Origin of the sequence: Citrobacter sp. Cb041 (genome assembly GCF_030336655.1) — a bacterium.
GTDB classification, from domain to species: domain Bacteria; phylum Pseudomonadota; class Gammaproteobacteria; order Enterobacterales; family Enterobacteriaceae; genus Citrobacter; species Citrobacter braakii.
Genome location: NZ_JAOWDD010000009.1, coordinates 115,559 through 132,743 on the forward strand (window position 1 = coordinate 115,559; position 17,185 = coordinate 132,743).

Sequence of the window (17,185 nt, forward strand, 5' to 3'; positions counted from 1 at the left end):
GGGTTATAACGTATACGGTGTGACCACGCCGGATATGCCTGCAAAATCCCTGGTATTACGCGTAACCAGTGTAAGACGATGAATCTGCGCAGTGGCCAAAATGATGGCATCCGGCAATTTCATCCCATATTCCTGCCTGATACTCACGCTTCGTTCAGCAATATCCTGTGAAACACCGATCACATTAAAAGCGCCTAGCGCAACGCGTGTGCGAGATTCCTGATGATATTTTTTTGCGCCCACCATCAACTCCATCCATGTAATGAGGCTGATTGCGTTCTGCGGCGGCCATGTTTCTATCGCTAGTTTTGCTTCACTTCGCCCGCTAAACAGGTCGATGAGGATGTTGGTATCAAAAAGCGCAGATCCTGTGACCATTACCATTCCTCACGGAGTTTACGCTGATAATCAACGCCATCTTCCTCACAACCTTGCCATAGCCCAAGAGCACGTGAAATTGTCGTTTCAGCTTGATCCTGCCTCTCAAGATACTGTTCAACAGCCTCCCGCAAAAGCTCGGCCCGCGGCAGATTACGCTGCACCTTGAGATCATCAAGACGTTTGATCACTTCGTCTGATAAATCGAGTAAAATTCTGCCCATATCCATCCCAGCCATCATACTCACATATACCTCCAGTATATCATTGGCGATTAATTTCCACACAACATACACCCGAGAAAAGCGAGAAAATAGCCTTCACGCGAACGATTTTTACTTTTGCGAGCCGCTTTCCAGAATCGTACACCCGTCACTTTTCCCATTCTCATTCGTGGCTATCCAGGTTATAAAACTGTATATCCATACAGATAAGGAAAATAATAAATGGCACTGGAAAGCGGGATTGCACAGCTGGTTGAGGCATTTATCGCGGCGGGACGCCCTTCTTCGCGCGAGCAAAATATTGATGACCGGAGAGCAGACTACATTGCCAGCGCGGTACTGGCAGGAGAAACTGAAACCCGCGTACAGGTTGAAGATATTGAACTCGATGCAATGACATTTCGCGTTGTTTCGCCGCGAGACGCCACGGGAAATCTCCCCTGCGTTATCTATTATCACGGTGGCTGCTTTGTCAGTGGCGGATTCGCGACGCATGATAACCAGCTAAGGCAGCTCGCCTGGTACAGCGGCTGTCGGGTCATTGCAGTGCAGTATCGCCTTGCACCAGAGCATACTTTCCCGGCGGCACATAACGACGCTGAAACGGGAGCCAATATTATCTGGAAGTATGCCCAGAAACTGGGTGTCGATCGCGGCAGGATTACGCTTGCTGGCGACAGCGCGGGCGGGCATCTGGCGCTGGTCACCGCACTGCGCCTGAAAGCTGCCAATCAATGGCAACCTGCGCAGCTAATGCTGATTTACCCAATGCTGGACGCAACCGCCAGGTTTGAGAGCTACGACCGAAATGGGCAGGATTACATTATCACACGTGACACGTTGCTTTCGGGCTACGAGATGTATTTGCCGCAAACCGATCTGCGGCATCCCGAAGCCAGCCCAGTCTGGCGTGAAGACTTCAACGGTCTGCCGCCCACGCACATCATTACAGCCGAATTCGACCCACTGCGCGATGAGGGCGAGGCCCTGTATCAACGGTTCCAGGAGCAGGGCGTGGAGTGTACCTGCCAACGCAATCTTGGCGTTATCCACGGATTTTTCCAGTTGGCAGGAGTGAGCCAGGCGGCACGAAATGTTATGCGAGATGTGGCCTGGCGCGTCGTAAATCCTGTATCAGGAAGACATGCTTGATTAATCTTTTGTTTTCATCTTGAAAACTTAATTGCCTTGCGTTATTTTGTTTTCAGGTTGAAAACCTTGTAATGGAACTACACCATGCATGTTATCAGCCGAAAACCTTTCAACGAGGCAATACTCCGTTTTCCAAACCACATGGCAGCACTCGTTGATTTGCTGAATATTTTAGAGAAAAAAATGTTCCACACTCCTGAAGAGATGAAGCAGTACATACCTTCACTGGATAATTTTAAATACAGAAATAAATGGTGGGTGATTAATGTTTCAGGTAACTGCTTGAGACTTATTGCCTATATTGATTTCAAACTGCAAAAGGTATTTGTGAAGCATATCGTTCACCATGCCGAGTATGACAGACTAACCACATACTATCGGGGTCACAAAGAATGAGAACGCATGAAAGTCATCAGATAGACACAGCCAGTGTAAAATTGATGATCGATACCTTTACCGATGCAGTGAAAAAAATCCCCCTGTTAGGCAAAGAACAAAATGAGACAGAGTACCGAAAAGCACTCGCTTTGGTGGAGTTTCTGGTTGATCGTGACGACCTGGAAAACCCGTTGTTTGAGCTGCTTTCAGCTCGGATCCGCGACTACGAAAAACATGCGCCTGAGTTCAGTGCCCTCAACCAACAACTGGAACATACTCCTCATGGCGTTGCGTTACTGCGTACGCTCATGGATCAATATGGTCTCAAAGCAGCAGATCTTGCCAACGAACTTGGTTCAAAATCCAATGTCAGCAACATCTTGAATGGTCGCAGAGCACTGACTGTAAGTCATATTAAAATGCTCGCAGAACGCTTTAACCTTCCGGCAGACGCATTCATCGAGTAAAGAGGATCCCCTCTGACCTACTCTTCCTCATTCCCGCCCTCTTCATATGCGCCAAACGGTTTCGCGGGTAGCACAATGTAGGTACCTTCAAACACGACGCCCGGCGTGTCATCGCCAAACACCCCGACCTGCATCTGAACGCGCGCCTTGCGGCCTCTTGCCAGACGGTCCAGGTCACCGCTCAGCGAGCCCAGATCGGCAATAGCGGTAGGTTTCCCGGTAATTGGCCTGCTATATCGGATATGCGCGTCGGCGAGGATTATCGTCCCCCCCAGATGACGCTCGCGCAGCATCAGCCAGATAAGCCCCCAGCCCGTTAACGTCGCCAGTGAAAACAGGCTTCCGGCAAACAGCGTATGGTGCGGGTTCTGATTGCCTGTCTCTGGCATCGTCGTAATAAATTTCTGCCCGGTGTACTGCTGAATGCGTACGCCCATTTTCTCACTCAATGGAATATGTTCGTACCAGGCTTGCTGTAGCTGTCCGCACCAGTCCCCGCGATGGAGAATGTCGTCCAGCGTTGCGATGGGTTTAATCATCAAAAAATGGCGCACCGGCGTGGTTTGTGGCGTGGTAATTTCGCCCTGACTCACAAACCCCAGTTTGGCGAAAAATTCGACCGCATCTTCACGGGCGCTACAGGTTACGCGTTTTACCCCTTCCTGACGCGCCACAGACTCCAGGGTCATCGCCATCAGCGTACCCAACCCTTTCTCCTGCACAGAGGGGTCAACGGCCATAAAACGTATGGAGGCTTCGTTATCCGCATTGATATACAAACGCCCAACCGCGACCAGATTTCCCTCTTCGTCCACCACCATCTGGTGATGCGCCATCGCGTCCCAGGCATCCCGTTCGGAGCCTTTGGGCTGGTGCAACGGTTTACGCAACATCTCCCAGCGAAACTGGTAGTAACGCTCCAACTCTTCTTCTGTTTGCGGTACTCGAAGGTGATACATAGTCGTATTCTCTCTTGTTGCCCGCGGCCACACCGGTAGCTGGTTCATACTTGTAACCAGAACGTCACGGGGCCATCATTAACCAGTGAAACCTGCATATCCGCAGCGAATCGACCGGTTTGCGTATTCATTTCCTGTTGGCGGCAACGCTCAACAAAGTATTCATACAGCGCTTCTGCCCGCTCGGGCGAAGCGCCTTTCGAAAACCCCGGGCGCATGCCGCGTTCGGTATCTGCCGCCAGCGTGAACTGTGAAACCACCAGCACACTGCCACCTGATTGCTGCACGTTGAGGTTCATTTTTCCTTCGGCATCGCTAAAGATTCGATAGCCGAGTACGCGCTCGCACAGACGGTTCGCTTTCTGTTCGTCATCATCCCTTTCGACACCTAACAGGACCAAAAGTCCTGGGCCAATTTCACCCGTCACCTCGCCCTCCACGGTGACGCTGGCACGGGTTACGCGCTGAATTAATGCAATCATGGTTGATCTGCTTCTTCTTGTTCTGCGGCTTGTTTAAGTTTGCGGTATTCCCCGAGAGTGACAGTTATTTCCGCGCCTAGCAAGACGATACACCACGTCCAGTATACCCAGACAAATAAAATGGGGATCACCGCCAGGACACCGTAAATGAGCTGATACGACGGGAACATCGTGATGTAGAGCGCAAATCCTTTCTTTCCGGCCTCGAACAACACGGCGGCCACAAAGGCGCCAATAACCGCATCACGATTGGGCACACGCGTAGTCGGCACAATGCTGTAAAGCAGCCAGAACGAGAGCCAGGAAAGCACCAGAGGGAAAATACGCAAGACGTCATCAATCACCGAGTTGAGATCGCTGGCCCAGCGCAATGACAACAAATAAGAGCTGATCGCCAGACTGGCCCCCGCCAGCAGCGGCCCCAGCGTTAAGATCATCCAGTAGACGGCGAAAGAGTAAACTTTGGGACGAGTGCGCTTACTGCGCCAGATAGTATTCAGAGCATTATCAATGGCATACATCAGCAATAACGCCGTGACAATCAGCCCACATGCCCCAACGGCCGTCATTTTGTTCGAGTTGGCGACAAACTGTTCGATATAACGCTGGATGACGTCTCCCGTCGCCGGGATAAAATTTGCGAAAATAAAATGACGTAGCTGGGCACTGACGTCGGAAAACATCGGAAATGCGGCGAAAAGAGCAAACACAACGGCGATAAGCGGCACTAATGAGAGCAGTGAAACGTAGGCAAGATTCCCTGCCAGCGTCGTCATGTTGTCCTCATCAATCCGCTGCCATAGTAGCTTCAGCCAGGCCCGTACAGGACGCGTATGGTGCCTGGCTTGTTGCTGAACATTTTTTAGCATAACAACTTCGCGAAATAGTCAGGAATGGTCGTTTTATCGACGACCTGGATACTGGTAATCCCTAACCGGTTAGCTCCTTCAATATTATCGGCGTTGTCATCAAAAAAGACCGCATCGTCCGCAGAAAAACCTTCAGACTGCAGGACATGCTGGTAAATCCGCGCTTCCGGTTTTCGCATGCCCAGATCCTGGGAAAGATAAATATGGTCAGCAGCCTGACGAATTTCAGGATATTCATCCGGCCAAAATGTTGTGTGCAGACGGTTAGTATTCGACAAGACGACCACCCGATGCCCCTGCTCACGCAACTTATGCATGATGTCGATGACTTCAGGGCGCAATGCCACAAAAACGGCCTGCCAGCCGTGAGAGAACTGCTCGTAACTTAGCGGCAGCGCCATGTCATGACATAGTGCCTCGGCAAAGGCTTCATCCGTTATTTCACCTCGCTCGTGCTGGTGAAAAGCCTCCCCCATGGTGAAACTTTGCTTCAGCGAGGCCAGCGGTACACGGCTCAGATCGCTCCATGTGCCCAACACGCGGTTGAAGTCGATATCGACAATCACATTACCTAAATCAAAGATATAGAGCATGCCCTTCTCCTTATTCGCCGTGGATGAATAACTGTAGCGGGAAAGGAGAAGTTTGACTATGTGAGAGTGATGGCTTCGAACTTATCGAGCCATCATCTGAGGAATTACACGGCCAAAGCATCATCTTGTGAAGGACTCACCTGCACAATTTCAACCTGTTGTGACTGGAGTAAATTATGCAATGCGGGACCTGGGTATTCATCGGTAAACAGCGCGGTCACCTGAGAGACGTTACCAATTTCTACCGCGGCAGAAGCCGTATATTTCGTATGATCCGCTGCCAGCAGAATGTGTCTTGAGTGCGACATCATCGTTTTCACTACGCTGGCTTCATTGACATCAAACTCCAGCAGCGCGCCATCACTTTCGATCGCGCCAACGCTGGTTACCAGGTAGTCGGCCCGAAAATCAGCGACAAATGCCGAGGCAGAAGGACCAATGATGCCACTGTTGTGCGGGCGTAACGTTCCCCCCGGCACCATGACTTCAAAACGTGGATTGTTATAAAGAATGTGCGCCACGCGCAGACTGTTGGTGATAATGCGCAAATGATTATGGTTTAACAGCGAGCGGGCCACCTGCTCAACGGTGGTGCCAATGGTAATAAACACCGTTGACCCATCGGGAATGTAGTCCGCCACCGCTTCCGCGATGGCTTTTTTCTCCTCCGTCCAGGAGACTTCACGCTGCTCAAACGCCGTATTCACCACGCTGGAGGCTCTACCCGCGCCACCATGATGACGCGTAATTAATCCCTGCTCGCTGAGTTTACGAATATCACGACGCACGGTCTGCGTGGACACGTCCAGCAGGCTGGCCAGCTCGTCGATATTCATATAACCGCGCTCGCTAATCAGCATAAGCAGTTGATCGTGTCGCGGGTTACCGGTCAGTTCGGTAAGACTCATGAAATTTCCTCGAAAAACCATTGCCCTGGCATTTTATACAAAAAGTGACAGAAAAGATCGGGTTTGATCACAGTCAGGGATTCCAGCCCTTCCTCCCGGACGCGTACATTTTAGCGCAGCAACTCCGCTGGCGAACCTGACGGCCTCTTCCGGGAGGTCGCCGCCGGCCAGGCTAAACGCGAGCGCACCGTGGAAAACATCCCCCGCCCCCGTTGTGTCAACAACGTCGACTTTAAATCCAGATTGATGCTGCAACGTATTATTTTTTATCCAGTTGCAGCCTGCACTGCCCCGCGTTACATACACGTGACCATTTGTGAGCGTTTGTGCTTGTTTCAGTCCGGCTTCAGGATCGTTTATCCTGGTTAAACGCGCCAGACCGGGTTCAGAAAACGCAGCATGATCGCTTAATGCCACCAACTCGCGGATATCTTGTGGCGTTACGTCACCATCCAGTACCGTCATCACTCCCGCCCGACGTGCCAATGTGAACGCCTGCCTGGCCCCTTCGTGCCAGCGAACATCCGCCAACACCACATCCCACTGGGTAAAATCGATCTCATTGAGCCAGTCAGCATCATGCAGTAAATCCGGGCTGGGATAGTTAACGATAATCCTTTCCCCTTGCGCATCAACCATAATTGCCGATTGTGAAGACTTCGCCCCCGCGTAGCGCCGGGAATAGCGGGTATTTACCCCCAGGGACTCCAGCTCCGCCAGCAAGCTATTTCCGGTATCGTCATCGCCCACACGGCCAATAAAGTCCACCTTAGCGCCCAGCTTCGCTGCAGCCACTGCGGCCGTTGCAGCAGGCCCGCCGCCCACTTCCGTATAACGCTTCGCCACATACTTACCTCCTTCAGTCGGTAAACCTTCCACGTAATAGATGCGATCCATCACGGCAATACCTACACAAGCAATACGAATCATGGTCGTTCCTTAGGCGTTTCAAGATGGGATCATTTTAATTTCACAAAATGTTTAAAAAGTGACGGCTGTCAATTTTTTGACCATAAATTACAAATACGATCAAAAACAGACAGAAACAAACGACCTTAAATGACAAAAAATGACATCCACGTCTCAGGAGAACGTTATGGCAGTTATAGCATTTATCGGATTAGGTCAGATGGGTTCACCCATGGCGAGCAACTTGCTGAAGCAGGGTCATCAACTCAGCGTCTTTGACGTTAACCCGGATGCCGTTCAGCGCCTGGTGGAAAAAGGAGCACAGCCTGCCAGTAGCCCGGCTCAGGCAGCAAAAGGTGCAGAATTTGTCATCACCATGCTGCCAAACGGCGATCTGGTGCGCAGCGTATTGTTCGGCGAGCAGGGTATTTGCGAAAGCCTCTCCCCGCAGGCGTTAGTAATTGATATGTCGACTATTCACCCACTGCAAACCGATAAACTCATCGCCGATATGCGTGCCAAAGGCTTCGATATGATGGATTGCCCGGTTGGACGCACCTCCGATCACGCCATAGCGGGAACGCTGTTGCTGCTGGCAGGTGGAACGGCAGAGCAGGTAGAACGCGCCACACCGGTTCTGATGGCGATGGGTAATGAATTGATCAATGCAGGTGGTCCCGGCATGGGGATCCGCGTGAAGCTCATCAACAACTACATGAGTATCGCGCTAAACGCCCTCTCTGCCGAAGCCGCCGTGTTGTGCGAGGCACTTGGTCTCTCCTTCGATGTGGCTTTGCAAGTCATGAGCGGCACCCCCGCCGGAAAAGGCCACTTTACTACCTCCTGGCCGAACAAAGTGCTGAAAGGCGATCTTTCCCCGGCTTTCATGATCGATTTAGCTCACAAGGATCTTGGCATCGCCCTGGACGTTGCCAACCAATTGCACGTGCCGATGCCGCTCGGCGCCGCTTCCCGCGAAGTCTATAACCAGGCACGGGCCGCTGGCCGTGGCCGGGAAGACTGGACCGCAATACTCGAGCAGGTTCGGGCATCTGCCGGACTGAATTCCCAACTTTGATAAGTAAAAGGACTGAACAATGACCAAGTACACCCTGAAAGATATCACCCGAGCTTCCGGCGGGTTTGCCATGCTGGCGGTCGATCAGCGCGAAGCCATGCGCTTAATGTTTGCCGCCGCTGGTGCAAAATCCCCGGTCAATGACAGCGTGCTGACCGATTTCAAAGTCAATGCGGCGAAGATCCTTTCCCCCTATGCCTCCGCCATTCTGGTCGATCAGCAGTTCTGCTACCGCCAGGTTGTAGAGCAAAACGCGGTCGCCAAAAACTGCGCCATGATTGTGGCCGCTGATGAGTTCATTCCGGGTAACGGTATTCCGGTCGATAGCGTGGTGATTGATAAAAAAATCGACCCGCAGACCGTGAAGCAAGATGGTGCCAAGGCCCTCAAACTGCTGGTGCTGTGGCGTAGCGATGAAGATGCCCAACAACGTCTTGATATGGTGGGAGAATTCAATGAACTGTGCCATTCCAATGGCCTGCTGAGCATCATCGAGCCGGTTGTTCGCCCACCACGTCGTGGCGATAAGTTCGATCGTGAACAGGCCATTATCGATGCCGCGAAAGAACTGGGTGATAGCGGTGCCGATCTCTACAAGGTCGAAATGCCTCTGTACGGCAAAGGAACCCAACAAGAGCTGCTTAGCGCCTCTCAGCGCCTGAATGAAAACATCAACATGCCGTGGGTCATTCTCTCCTCCGGTGTGGATGAAAAACTGTTCCCACGCGCGGTCAGCGTAGCAATGACCGCTGGCGCATCCGGCTTCCTGGCCGGACGTGCGGTCTGGTCATCCGTGGTTGGCCTGCCGGATACCGAACTGATGCTGCGTGATGTTTCCGCACCTAAGTTGCAGCGTCTGGGCGATATCGTCGATGAAATGATGGCCCGGCGCTAAGAGGATCTCAGAATGAAATGGTTTAACACCCTAAGCCACAACCGCTGGCTGGAGCAGGAAACAGATCGCATCTTTAACTTTGGTAAGAACGCTGCGGTACCTACCGGATTTGGCTGGCTGGGAAACAGTGGTCAGGTCAGAGCAGATATGGGGACACATCTGTGGATCACCGCCCGCATGCTGCACGTCTACTCCGTTGCCGCGTCAATGGGTCGGCCTGGCGCATACCAACTGGTCGATCACGGCATTAAAGCGCTGAACGGTGCGCTACGCGACACACGCTACGGCGGTTGGTACGCCTGCGTAAATGACGAAGGCGTGATGGACGCCTCCAAGCAGGGTTATCAGCATTTCTTCGTCTTGCTCGGCGCGGCAAGCGCGGTCACTACCGGTCATCCACAGGCCAGACAATTGTTGGATGATGCCATCGAGGTGATTGAAAAGTACTTCTGGAGCGAAGACGAGCAGATGTGCCTGGAGTCCTGGGACGAAGCCTTCAGCCAGACGGAAGATTACCGTGGCGGTAACGCCAACATGCACGCGGTCGAGGCTTTCCTGATCGTTTATGACGTTACCCATGACCGTAAATGGCTCGATCGCGCACTGCGAATTGCTTCGGTGATTATTCACGACGTGGCCCGCAGCGGGGAGTATCGCGTCAACGAGCACTTCGATTCACAGTGGAACCCAATCCGCGATTACAACAAGGATAACCCTGCTCACCGTTTCCGCGCATACGGCGGCACGCCGGGCCACTGGATCGAATGGGGCCGTCTGATGCTGCATCTGCATGCCGCGTTGGAAGCCCGCTTCGAAACGCCTCCCGCCTGGCTGCTGGAAGATGCCAAAGGCTTGTTCCACGCCACCATCCGTGATGCCTGGGCACCGGACGGTGCGGATGGTTTTGTCTATTCGGTGGACTGGGACGGTAAACCAATCGTTCGCGAAAGAGTGCGTTGGCCGATAGTCGAAGCCATGGGTACCGCCTATGCCTTGTATACCCTCACCGGCGACAGCCAGTACGAAGCCTGGTACCAGAAGTGGTGGGATTACTGCATCACCTATCTGATGGACTACGAGACCGGTTCATGGTGGCAGGAGTTGGACACCGATAACAAAGTGACCACCAAAGTCTGGGACGGTAAGCAGGACATTTATCACCTGCTGCACTGCCTGGTAATCCCGCGTCTACCGCTGGCTCCGGGCCTTGCTCCGGCGGTTGCTGCCGGTCTTCTGGATATCAACGCCAAATAAGTCACAAGGATAGCAGCCATGCATAGTGGTGGAAAAACCATTCATCTTCAGGCCGGACACTACGAGGCGAAAATCGTCACGGTTGGCGCTGGGCTGGCAGAATTGATGCATCGTGGGCGTCACATCGTTATTCCACATAAGCCGGAAGAGATGCCGCAGGCGCATTTAGGAAAAGTGTTAGTCCCATGGCCAAACCGCGTTGCAGACGGCTGCTATCAACATAACGGCAAGACCTTCCAGCTTGCCGTTAACGACCCTATTTCGCATACCGCCATTCACGGGCTGTTGGCCTGGCGGGACTGGCAGATTAACCAGCAGTCGGCATCGGAAGTGTCGCTGATGATTTTTCTGCCGCCCTCTTATGGTTATCCCTTTGCGCTGGTTTCAGAGGTGATTTACCGACTCGGGGCAGACTGTGGATTGCACGTGTTTATTCGTACACAGAATGTGGGTGATGAAATCGCACCGTATGGCGCGGGAGCACATCCCTACTTGACCTGCAATCTACACCCCATCGATGGCTGTGAATTAACGCTTCCGGCGAGTGAAGAAACGTGTGGTGAACGGGATTTCACCACGCCGCGACTCATTGCGCAGACCACTATCGATCATACGTTCAGGATGTTGCCACCTGATGCAGAGTGGGAAGTCAGGATAACCAGTCAATCGCAAAACATGTCCACCTTTTTACGCAGCCACCAGCCCTGGCTGCAGATATATACCGGCGAGAAATTAGCAAGGCGCGGCCTGGCAGTTGAACCTATGACCTGCCCGCCAGACGCCTTTAACTCCGGAATTAGCCTGATTCATCTCGCGCCCGGAGAAGCGCATCAGATGCATTTTTTAATCGGCAGTGAATAACAGTTTTCCGACAAATTACCGAATTACCCTATTTTTACGGAGACGATAATGAATTCGCTACAACAACGGTCAACCGCTTTAGAACTAACGACGTTACAGAATGGCTTTACGCTGACATACCACCAGCGCCTGATTTTACGTCACAGCACAGAAACCCCCTGCCTGTGGATCGGCGCTGGCGTTGCCGATATTGATATGTTCCGCGGCAACTTCAGCATTAAAGACAAGCTCAATGAGAAGATTGCCCTGACCGACGCCACGGTCAGCGAGTCGCCTGACGGTTGGCGGGTGCATTTCAGTCGCGGTAACACCATCAACGCCACGCTGCACATCTCCACCGATGAACAGGGTCGCCTGAAGCTGGATCTGCACAACGATGATCTCAGCCATAACCGCATCTGGCTGCGTCTGGCTGCCAACCCGGACGATCATATTTACGGCTGCGGTGAACAGTTCTCTTATTTCGACTTACGCGGTAAACCGTTCCCACTGTGGACCAGCGAACAGGGCGTGGGCCGTAACAAAAATAGCTATGTCACCTGGCAGGCAGACTGCAAAGAAAATGCCGGTGGTGACTACTACTGGACCTTTTTCCCGCAGCCGACCTTCGTCAGCACGCAGAAGTACTACTGCCACGTTGATAACAGCTGCTATATGAATTTCGACTTCAGCGCGCCGGAGTATCACGAACTGGCATTGTGGGAGGACAAAACCACCCTACGATTTGAATGCGCTGACACCTACATCTCTTTACTGGAAAAACTGACCGCGCTGTTAGGACGCCAGCCGGAGCTGCCGGACTGGATCTACGATGGCGTCACGCTCGGTATTCAAGGCGGTACTGAGGTTTGCCAGAACAAACTGGACACCATGCGTAACGCAGGCGTGAAAGTAAACGGCATCTGGGCGCAGGACTGGTCCGGGATCCGCATGACCTCCTTTGGCAAACGCGTGATGTGGAACTGGAAGTGGAACAGCGACAACTATCCTCAGTTGGATAGCCGTATTAAGCAGTGGAAAGAAGAAGGCGTGCAATTCCTCTCCTACATCAACCCGTACGTCGCCAGCGATAAAGATCTCTGCGCCGAAGCGGCTGCGCACGGTTATCTGGCGAAAGATGCCTCTGGCGCTGACTATCTGGTTGAGTTTGGCGAGTTTTACGGCGGCGTGGTGGACCTGACCAACCCTGAAGCCTACGCCTGGTTCAAAGAAGTCATCAAAAAGAACATGATTGAGCTGGGATGCGGCGGTTGGATGGCCGACTTTGGCGAATACCTGCCAACCGACACTTACCTGCACAATGGCATTAGCGCTGAAATTATGCATAACGCCTGGCCTGCGCTGTGGGCGAAATGTAACTACGAAGCGTTACAGGAGACTGGCAAGCTCGGCGAGATCCTGTTCTTTATGCGTGCGGGTTACACCGGCAGCCAGAAATACTCCACCATGATGTGGGCAGGCGATCAGAACGTTGACTGGAGCCTTGACGACGGTCTGGCTTCCGTCGTTCCTGCAGCGCTGTCACTGGCGATGAGCGGTCATGGTCTGCACCACAGCGATATCGGCGGCTACACCACCCTATTTGAAATGAAACGCAGCAAAGAGCTGCTGCTGCGCTGGTGTGACTTTAGCGCCTTCACGCCGATGATGCGCACCCACGAAGGTAACCGCCCTGGCGATAACTGGCAGTTTGATGGTGATGCTGAAACCATCGCCCACTTTGCTCGTATGACCACCGTCTTTACCACCCTTAAACCGTATCTGAAACAGGCGGTCGCGCAAAACAGCGCTACCGGTCTGCCGGTGATGCGTCCGCTATTCCTACATTACGAAGACGATGCGCGGACCTACACCCTGAAATATCAGTACCTGCTGGGACAGGATGTGCTGGTTGCGCCGGTTCACGAACAAGGCCAGCAAAACTGGACTCTGTATCTGCCGGAGGATAGCTGGGTCAACATCTGGACCGGGGAAACTTACCAGGGCGGTGAAATTACCGTGGATGCGCCTATTGGCAAGCCTCCGGTGTTTTATCGCGCGAAGAGTGAATGGGCGTCACTGTTTGCCACTTTACGCAACATCTAATGCGGCTCGCCCGTGGGGAAACTCGCGGGCACATGGAGAATAATAATGAGTCAGACTTCCTCTAATCCGGCAACCCTACGCTTGCCGTTCAAAGAAAAACTCGCCTATGGGATGGGTGATTTAGGCTCCAATATCCTGCTGGATATTGGTACGCTCTATTTACTCAAGTTTTATACCGATGTCCTTGGTTTACCTGGAACTTATGGCGGTATCATTTTCCTCATCGCCAAGTTTTTTACCGCGTTTACCGATATGGGCACCGGGATTATGCTTGATTCCCGCCGCAAAATCGGCCCGAAGGGAAAATTCCGTCCGTTCGTTCTTTATGCCGCATTTCCGGTTACCTTGCTGGCGATTGCAAACTTTGTCGGTACACCGTTTGAAGTAACCGGTAAAACGGTCATGGCAACGGTGCTGTTTATGCTGTACGGATTGTTTTTCAGCATGATGAACTGCTCTTATGGTGCGATGGTTCCCGCGATTACGAAAAATCCTGACGAACGCGCGTCGCTTGCCGCCTGGCGGCAAGGTGGCGCAACCCTTGGTCTGTTGCTGTGTACCGTCGGTTTTGTTCCCGTAATGAACCTGATCGAAGGCAACTCGCAGCTGGGTTATATCTTCGCCGCCACGTTGTTTTCTCTGTTTGGCCTGCTGTTTATGTGGCTCTGCTATGCCGGGGTAAAAGAACGTTACGTGGAAGTGAAACCCGTTGATGCCGCGCAAAAACCGGGATTGCTGCAATCCTTTCGCGCCATCGCCGGTAACCGCCCGCTGTTTATTCTGTGCATTGCCAACCTTTGCACGCTTGGCGCGTTTAACGTCAAGCTGGCGATTCAGGTCTACTACACCCAGTACGTTCTTAATGACCCGATCCTCCTTTCCTGGATGGGCTTTTTTAGCATGGGTTGTATCTTCATCGGCGTCTTCTTGATGCCTGGCATGGTCAGACGTTTCGGCAAGAAAAAAGTCTACATCGGCGGTTTGCTGATTTGGGTGGCGGGCGATCTGCTTAACTACTTCTTTGGCGGCGGCTCCGTCAGTTTTGTCGCGTTCTCTTGTCTGGCGTTCTTCGGCTCGGCATTCGTCAACAGCCTGAACTGGGCGCTGGTCTCCGATACCGTGGAATATGGCGAATGGCGTACCGGCGTACGCTCTGAAGGTACGGTATACACCGGTTTCACCTTCTTCCGTAAAGTGTCACAAGCGCTGGCAGGATTCTTCCCGGGATGGATGCTGACGCAAATCGGCTACATCCCCAATGTGGTGCAATCTGCAAGTACGGTCGAAGGATTGCGTCAGTTGATCTTTATTTATCCCTGCGCCTTGGCGGTGATCACCATTGTAGCTATGGGCTGTTTCTACAACCTTAACGAGAAGATGTATGTCCGCATCGTTGAAGAGATAGAAGCGCGTAAACAACCCGTTTGATAATAATAATGAATAGCGCTCTACGGGGCGCTATTGAGGAGCGATTATGTCTTTTCATGATCCGCTAACGCTAAAACTGAGCCTGCGTGAAAAATTCGCCTACGGAGTGGGTGACTTCGGCTCAAATTTGATGCTGTGTATCGGTACGCTGTATCTGCTTAAATTTTATACCGATGAACTAGGGATGCCGGCGTATTACGGTGGGATTATCTTTTTGGTGGCGAAGTTCTTCACCGCTTTCACTGATATGTTGACCGGTGTGTTGCTGGACTCAAGGCGTAATATTGGCGCAAAAGGGAAATTCAGGCCCTTTATTTTGTATGCATCATTTCCTGTTGCTGTCGTTGCCAGCGCGCAGTTTTTAGCGACAGATTTTACGCTAACGGTGAAAACCGGACTGGCGACAGTGTTGTTTATGCTGTTCGGGCTGTTCTATAGCCTGATGAACTGCTCCTACGGCGCGATGGTGCCCGCGATCACGAAAAACCCGCATGAACGAGCTCAGCTCGCCGCCTGGCGTCAGGGCGGCGCTACCGTAGGCCTGTTACTGTGTACTGTTGGCTTTATGCCTATTCAGGCGCTATTTGTTAGTTCACCTTCGCTGGGTTATCTGATTGCCGCACTGATCTTCTCCGTCTGCGGACTGTTCAGCATGTGGTGGTGTTTTAGCGGTGTGAAGGAGCGCTATATCGAAATCGTGCCGGATCACCATAAACCCAGCATTCTCAAGTCGTTCTGCGCCATTTTCCGTAACCCTCCACTGCTGGTGCTGTGTGTCGCCAATCTGTGCACGTTGGCGGCATTCAACATCAAGCTGGCGATCCAGGTGTATTACACCCAGTACGTGCTCAACGATATTCATCTGCTGTCGTGGATGGGTTTCTTCAGCATGGGATGCATTCTGGTTGGGGTACTGCTGGTTCCCACAGCTGTAAAACGCTTCGGTAAAAAGCAGGTTTACCTCGGTGGCCTGGCGCTATGGGCTATCGGTGATGTGCTGAACTTTTTCTGGGGCAGTACGTCATTTTTATTCGTCACGTTCTCTTGCATGGCCTTCTTCGGAACCGCTTTTGTTAACAGTCTAAACTGGGCACTGGTTCCGGATACGGTCGATTATGGCGAATGGAAAACGGGGATCCGTGCAGAAGGTTCGGTGTATACGGGTTATACCTTTTCTCGCAAAATTTCTGCTGCGCTCGCAGGCTTCCTACCGGGCATCATGCTGACGCAAATCGGTTATATCCCCAACATAGTCCAGAGTGATGCCACACTGCTCGGTTTACGTCAGCTTATTTTCCTCTGGCCTTGCGGACTTGCAATTATTGCAGCACTCACGATGGGCTTCTTTTATAAGCTCAACGAAACTCGTTTTGCTTTTATTATTGAGGAAATCAGCCAACGGAAGAAAAACAACATCCAACCGGACCCTATTACTAATAAAAAGAACACCTCTGCTGTAAACGTATAAAAATAATTGCCGCCTATTCCATCCCAATGGATGGCGGCCTCCCTACGCGTAAAAAATGGATTTATCATGAAAAAATTAACGACAATAATTCTCTTATCCTCTGTGGTATCAACCTCTGCTTTCGCTGGAGCCTATGTAGAAAACCGCGAAGCATATAACCTGGCCTCCGACCAAATGGAGGTCATGCTGCGCGTTGGCTATAACTCCGATATGGGCGCAGGTATCATGCTCACGAATACCTACACTATGCAGCGCAAGGATGAGTTAAAACACGGCTATAACGAAATAGAGGGTTGGTACCCGTTATTTAAACCGACAGATAAATTAACAATCCAGCCTGGAGGGTTAATAAACGATAAGAGTATTGGCTCAGGTGGTGCTGTTTATCTGGATGTTAACTATAAATTTACTCCGTGGTTTAATCTTACCGTGCGTAATCGATATAACCATAATAACTACAGTTCAACCGACCTAAACGGTGAGCTGGATAATAATGATACCTATGAAATAGGCAACTACTGGAACTTTATCATTACCGATAAATTTTCCTATACCTTTGAACCGCACTATTTTATGCGAGTCAATGACTTCAATAGCAGCAATGGAAAAGATCATCACTGGGAAATTACCAATACCTTTAAGTATCGTATCAATGAACACTGGTTACCCTACCTTGAATTACGCTGGTTAGATCGCAATGTTGAACCCTATCATCGCGAACAAAACCAGATTCGTGTTGGGGCAAAGTATTTCTTCTAATTCTCCTGATGATAAAAAAAGCCGCTGAAATCAGCGGC

Annotated in this window: 19 protein-coding genes; 11 read left to right on the forward strand and 8 right to left on the reverse strand. The window is 51.8% G+C overall.

Going from position 1 to position 17,185, the window contains the following annotated elements; translation table 11 throughout:
• Window positions 1–3 precede the first annotated feature (3 nt).
• On the reverse strand, window positions 4–378 hold the full coding sequence (locus tag OGV52_RS00545) for a type II toxin-antitoxin system VapC family toxin (RefSeq protein ID WP_016155182.1): 375 nt from the start codon (window positions 376–378) through the stop codon (window positions 4–6).
• Entirely contained in the window at window positions 378–620 is a 243-nt protein-coding gene (locus OGV52_RS00550; protein WP_016155181.1) for a ribbon-helix-helix domain-containing protein, read from the reverse strand. The genes OGV52_RS00545 and OGV52_RS00550 overlap by 1 nt, the downstream gene beginning before the upstream one ends.
• A gap of 204 nt (window positions 621–824) precedes the next feature.
• Here OGV52_RS00550 and OGV52_RS00555 point away from each other — a divergent pair, with 204 nt between their 5' ends.
• From OGV52_RS00555 to OGV52_RS00565, 3 genes are all read left to right on the forward strand, one after another.
• Window positions 825–1,754: an alpha/beta hydrolase gene (locus tag OGV52_RS00555; protein ID WP_200052251.1), complete on the forward strand. Its 930-nt coding sequence runs from the start codon at window positions 825–827 to the stop codon at window positions 1,752–1,754.
• 84 nt (window positions 1,755–1,838) lie between these two features.
• Window positions 1,839–2,150 (forward strand): type II toxin-antitoxin system HigB family toxin, encoded by a 312-nt coding sequence (locus OGV52_RS00560; RefSeq protein ID WP_019077936.1) that lies wholly within the window; start codon window positions 1,839–1,841, stop codon window positions 2,148–2,150.
• Window positions 2,147–2,599: a helix-turn-helix domain-containing protein gene (locus OGV52_RS00565; protein WP_141876133.1), complete on the forward strand. Its 453-nt coding sequence runs from the start codon at window positions 2,147–2,149 to the stop codon at window positions 2,597–2,599. The genes OGV52_RS00560 and OGV52_RS00565 overlap by 4 nt, the downstream gene beginning before the upstream one ends.
• Before the next feature lie 17 nt (window positions 2,600–2,616).
• Here OGV52_RS00565 and fabY read toward each other — a convergent pair whose 3' ends face one another.
• The 6 genes from fabY to OGV52_RS00595 all read right to left on the reverse strand — a co-directional run bounded on the left by fabY (window position 2,617) and on the right by OGV52_RS00595 (window position 7,340).
• The gene (gene fabY, locus OGV52_RS00570) at window positions 2,617–3,558 is read right to left on the reverse strand and encodes a fatty acid biosynthesis protein FabY (RefSeq protein WP_003825286.1); all 942 of its coding nucleotides are present in this window, start codon (window positions 3,556–3,558) and stop codon (window positions 2,617–2,619) included.
• 44 nt (window positions 3,559–3,602) lie between these two features.
• A complete protein-coding gene (gene dtd / locus OGV52_RS00575; RefSeq protein ID WP_016157874.1) occupies window positions 3,603–4,040 on the reverse strand; it encodes a D-aminoacyl-tRNA deacylase in 438 nt (145 codons plus the stop codon).
• Window positions 4,037–4,909, reverse strand: a complete 873-nt coding sequence (locus tag OGV52_RS00580) for a virulence factor BrkB family protein (RefSeq protein WP_019077938.1) — start codon at window positions 4,907–4,909, stop codon at window positions 4,037–4,039. Before OGV52_RS00580 ends, dtd begins: the two co-directional genes overlap by 4 nt.
• A complete protein-coding gene (yihX, locus tag OGV52_RS00585) occupies window positions 4,903–5,502 on the reverse strand; it encodes a glucose-1-phosphatase (protein ID WP_016157873.1) in 600 nt (199 codons plus the stop codon). The genes OGV52_RS00580 and yihX overlap by 7 nt, the downstream gene beginning before the upstream one ends.
• Before the next feature lie 104 nt (window positions 5,503–5,606).
• Window positions 5,607–6,410, reverse strand: coding sequence for a DeoR/GlpR family DNA-binding transcription regulator (locus OGV52_RS00590; protein ID WP_016155173.1), 804 nt, complete (start codon window positions 6,408–6,410; stop codon window positions 5,607–5,609).
• 33 nt (window positions 6,411–6,443) lie between these two features.
• Window positions 6,444–7,340, reverse strand: a complete 897-nt coding sequence (locus OGV52_RS00595; protein ID WP_047497500.1) for a sugar kinase — start codon at window positions 7,338–7,340, stop codon at window positions 6,444–6,446.
• 166 nt (window positions 7,341–7,506) lie between these two features.
• On the opposite strand from OGV52_RS00595, the gene yihU reads away from it, so the two are divergent.
• The 8 genes from yihU (at window position 7,507) to ompL (ending at window position 17,147) form a co-directional block, all read left to right on the forward strand.
• Window positions 7,507–8,397 (forward strand): sulfolactaldehyde 3-reductase, encoded by an 891-nt coding sequence (gene yihU, locus OGV52_RS00600; protein WP_103848132.1) that lies wholly within the window; start codon window positions 7,507–7,509, stop codon window positions 8,395–8,397.
• A gap of 19 nt (window positions 8,398–8,416) precedes the next feature.
• Window positions 8,417–9,292: a sulfofructosephosphate aldolase gene (gene yihT, locus OGV52_RS00605; protein WP_016155170.1), complete on the forward strand. Its 876-nt coding sequence runs from the start codon at window positions 8,417–8,419 to the stop codon at window positions 9,290–9,292.
• Window positions 9,293–9,304: 12 nt separating this feature from the next.
• Window positions 9,305–10,546, forward strand: coding sequence for a sulfoquinovose isomerase (gene yihS, locus OGV52_RS00610; protein ID WP_016155169.1), 1,242 nt, complete (start codon window positions 9,305–9,307; stop codon window positions 10,544–10,546).
• 18 nt (window positions 10,547–10,564) lie between these two features.
• Window positions 10,565–11,407 (forward strand): aldose-1-epimerase, encoded by an 843-nt coding sequence (locus tag OGV52_RS00615; RefSeq protein WP_287107933.1) that lies wholly within the window; start codon window positions 10,565–10,567, stop codon window positions 11,405–11,407.
• 48 nt (window positions 11,408–11,455) lie between these two features.
• Window positions 11,456–13,492, forward strand: coding sequence for an alpha-glucosidase (locus OGV52_RS00620; protein ID WP_137366808.1), 2,037 nt, complete (start codon window positions 11,456–11,458; stop codon window positions 13,490–13,492).
• A 45-nt stretch (window positions 13,493–13,537) separates the two neighbouring features.
• On the forward strand, window positions 13,538–14,920 hold the full coding sequence (locus OGV52_RS00625; protein WP_103848135.1) for an MFS transporter: 1,383 nt from the start codon (window positions 13,538–13,540) through the stop codon (window positions 14,918–14,920).
• A gap of 46 nt (window positions 14,921–14,966) precedes the next feature.
• Window positions 14,967–16,388, forward strand: coding sequence for an MFS transporter (locus tag OGV52_RS00630; RefSeq protein WP_016155165.1), 1,422 nt, complete (start codon window positions 14,967–14,969; stop codon window positions 16,386–16,388).
• A 66-nt stretch (window positions 16,389–16,454) separates the two neighbouring features.
• Window positions 16,455–17,147, forward strand: coding sequence for a porin OmpL (gene ompL, locus OGV52_RS00635; protein ID WP_049282321.1), 693 nt, complete (start codon window positions 16,455–16,457; stop codon window positions 17,145–17,147).
• The last annotated feature ends 38 nt before the right edge of the window (window positions 17,148–17,185 follow it).

Bases quoted from the DNA above. Each gene is read 5' to 3' on its own strand.
- yihU (WP_103848132.1), top strand. From the start codon at position 7,507: ATGGCAGTTATAGCATTTATCGGATTAGGTCAGATGGGTTCACCCATG.
- OGV52_RS00630 (WP_016155165.1), top strand. From the start codon at position 14,967: ATGTCTTTTCATGATCCGCTAACGCTAAAACTGAGCCTGCGTGAAAAA.
- OGV52_RS00550 (WP_016155181.1), bottom strand. From the start codon at position 620: ATGATGGCTGGGATGGATATGGGCAGAATTTTACTCGATTTATCAGAC.
- yihT (WP_016155170.1), top strand. From the start codon at position 8,417: ATGACCAAGTACACCCTGAAAGATATCACCCGAGCTTCCGGCGGGTTT.
- OGV52_RS00545 (WP_016155182.1), bottom strand. From the start codon at position 378: ATGGTCACAGGATCTGCGCTTTTTGATACCAACATCCTCATCGACCTG.
- OGV52_RS00560 (WP_019077936.1), top strand. From the start codon at position 1,839: ATGCATGTTATCAGCCGAAAACCTTTCAACGAGGCAATACTCCGTTTT.
- yihX (WP_016157873.1), bottom strand. From the start codon at position 5,502: ATGCTCTATATCTTTGATTTAGGTAATGTGATTGTCGATATCGACTTC.
- OGV52_RS00580 (WP_019077938.1), bottom strand. From the start codon at position 4,909: ATGCTAAAAAATGTTCAGCAACAAGCCAGGCACCATACGCGTCCTGTA.
- dtd (WP_016157874.1), bottom strand. From the start codon at position 4,040: ATGATTGCATTAATTCAGCGCGTAACCCGTGCCAGCGTCACCGTGGAG.
- OGV52_RS00595 (WP_047497500.1), bottom strand. From the start codon at position 7,340: ATGATTCGTATTGCTTGTGTAGGTATTGCCGTGATGGATCGCATCTAT.
- OGV52_RS00615 (WP_287107933.1), top strand. From the start codon at position 10,565: ATGCATAGTGGTGGAAAAACCATTCATCTTCAGGCCGGACACTACGAG.
- fabY (WP_003825286.1), bottom strand. From the start codon at position 3,558: ATGTATCACCTTCGAGTACCGCAAACAGAAGAAGAGTTGGAGCGTTAC.
- OGV52_RS00555 (WP_200052251.1), top strand. From the start codon at position 825: ATGGCACTGGAAAGCGGGATTGCACAGCTGGTTGAGGCATTTATCGCG.
- ompL (WP_049282321.1), top strand. From the start codon at position 16,455: ATGAAAAAATTAACGACAATAATTCTCTTATCCTCTGTGGTATCAACC.
- yihS (WP_016155169.1), top strand. From the start codon at position 9,305: ATGAAATGGTTTAACACCCTAAGCCACAACCGCTGGCTGGAGCAGGAA.
- OGV52_RS00625 (WP_103848135.1), top strand. From the start codon at position 13,538: ATGAGTCAGACTTCCTCTAATCCGGCAACCCTACGCTTGCCGTTCAAA.
- OGV52_RS00565 (WP_141876133.1), top strand. From the start codon at position 2,147: ATGAGAACGCATGAAAGTCATCAGATAGACACAGCCAGTGTAAAATTG.
- OGV52_RS00590 (WP_016155173.1), bottom strand. From the start codon at position 6,410: ATGAGTCTTACCGAACTGACCGGTAACCCGCGACACGATCAACTGCTT.
- OGV52_RS00620 (WP_137366808.1), top strand. From the start codon at position 11,456: ATGAATTCGCTACAACAACGGTCAACCGCTTTAGAACTAACGACGTTA.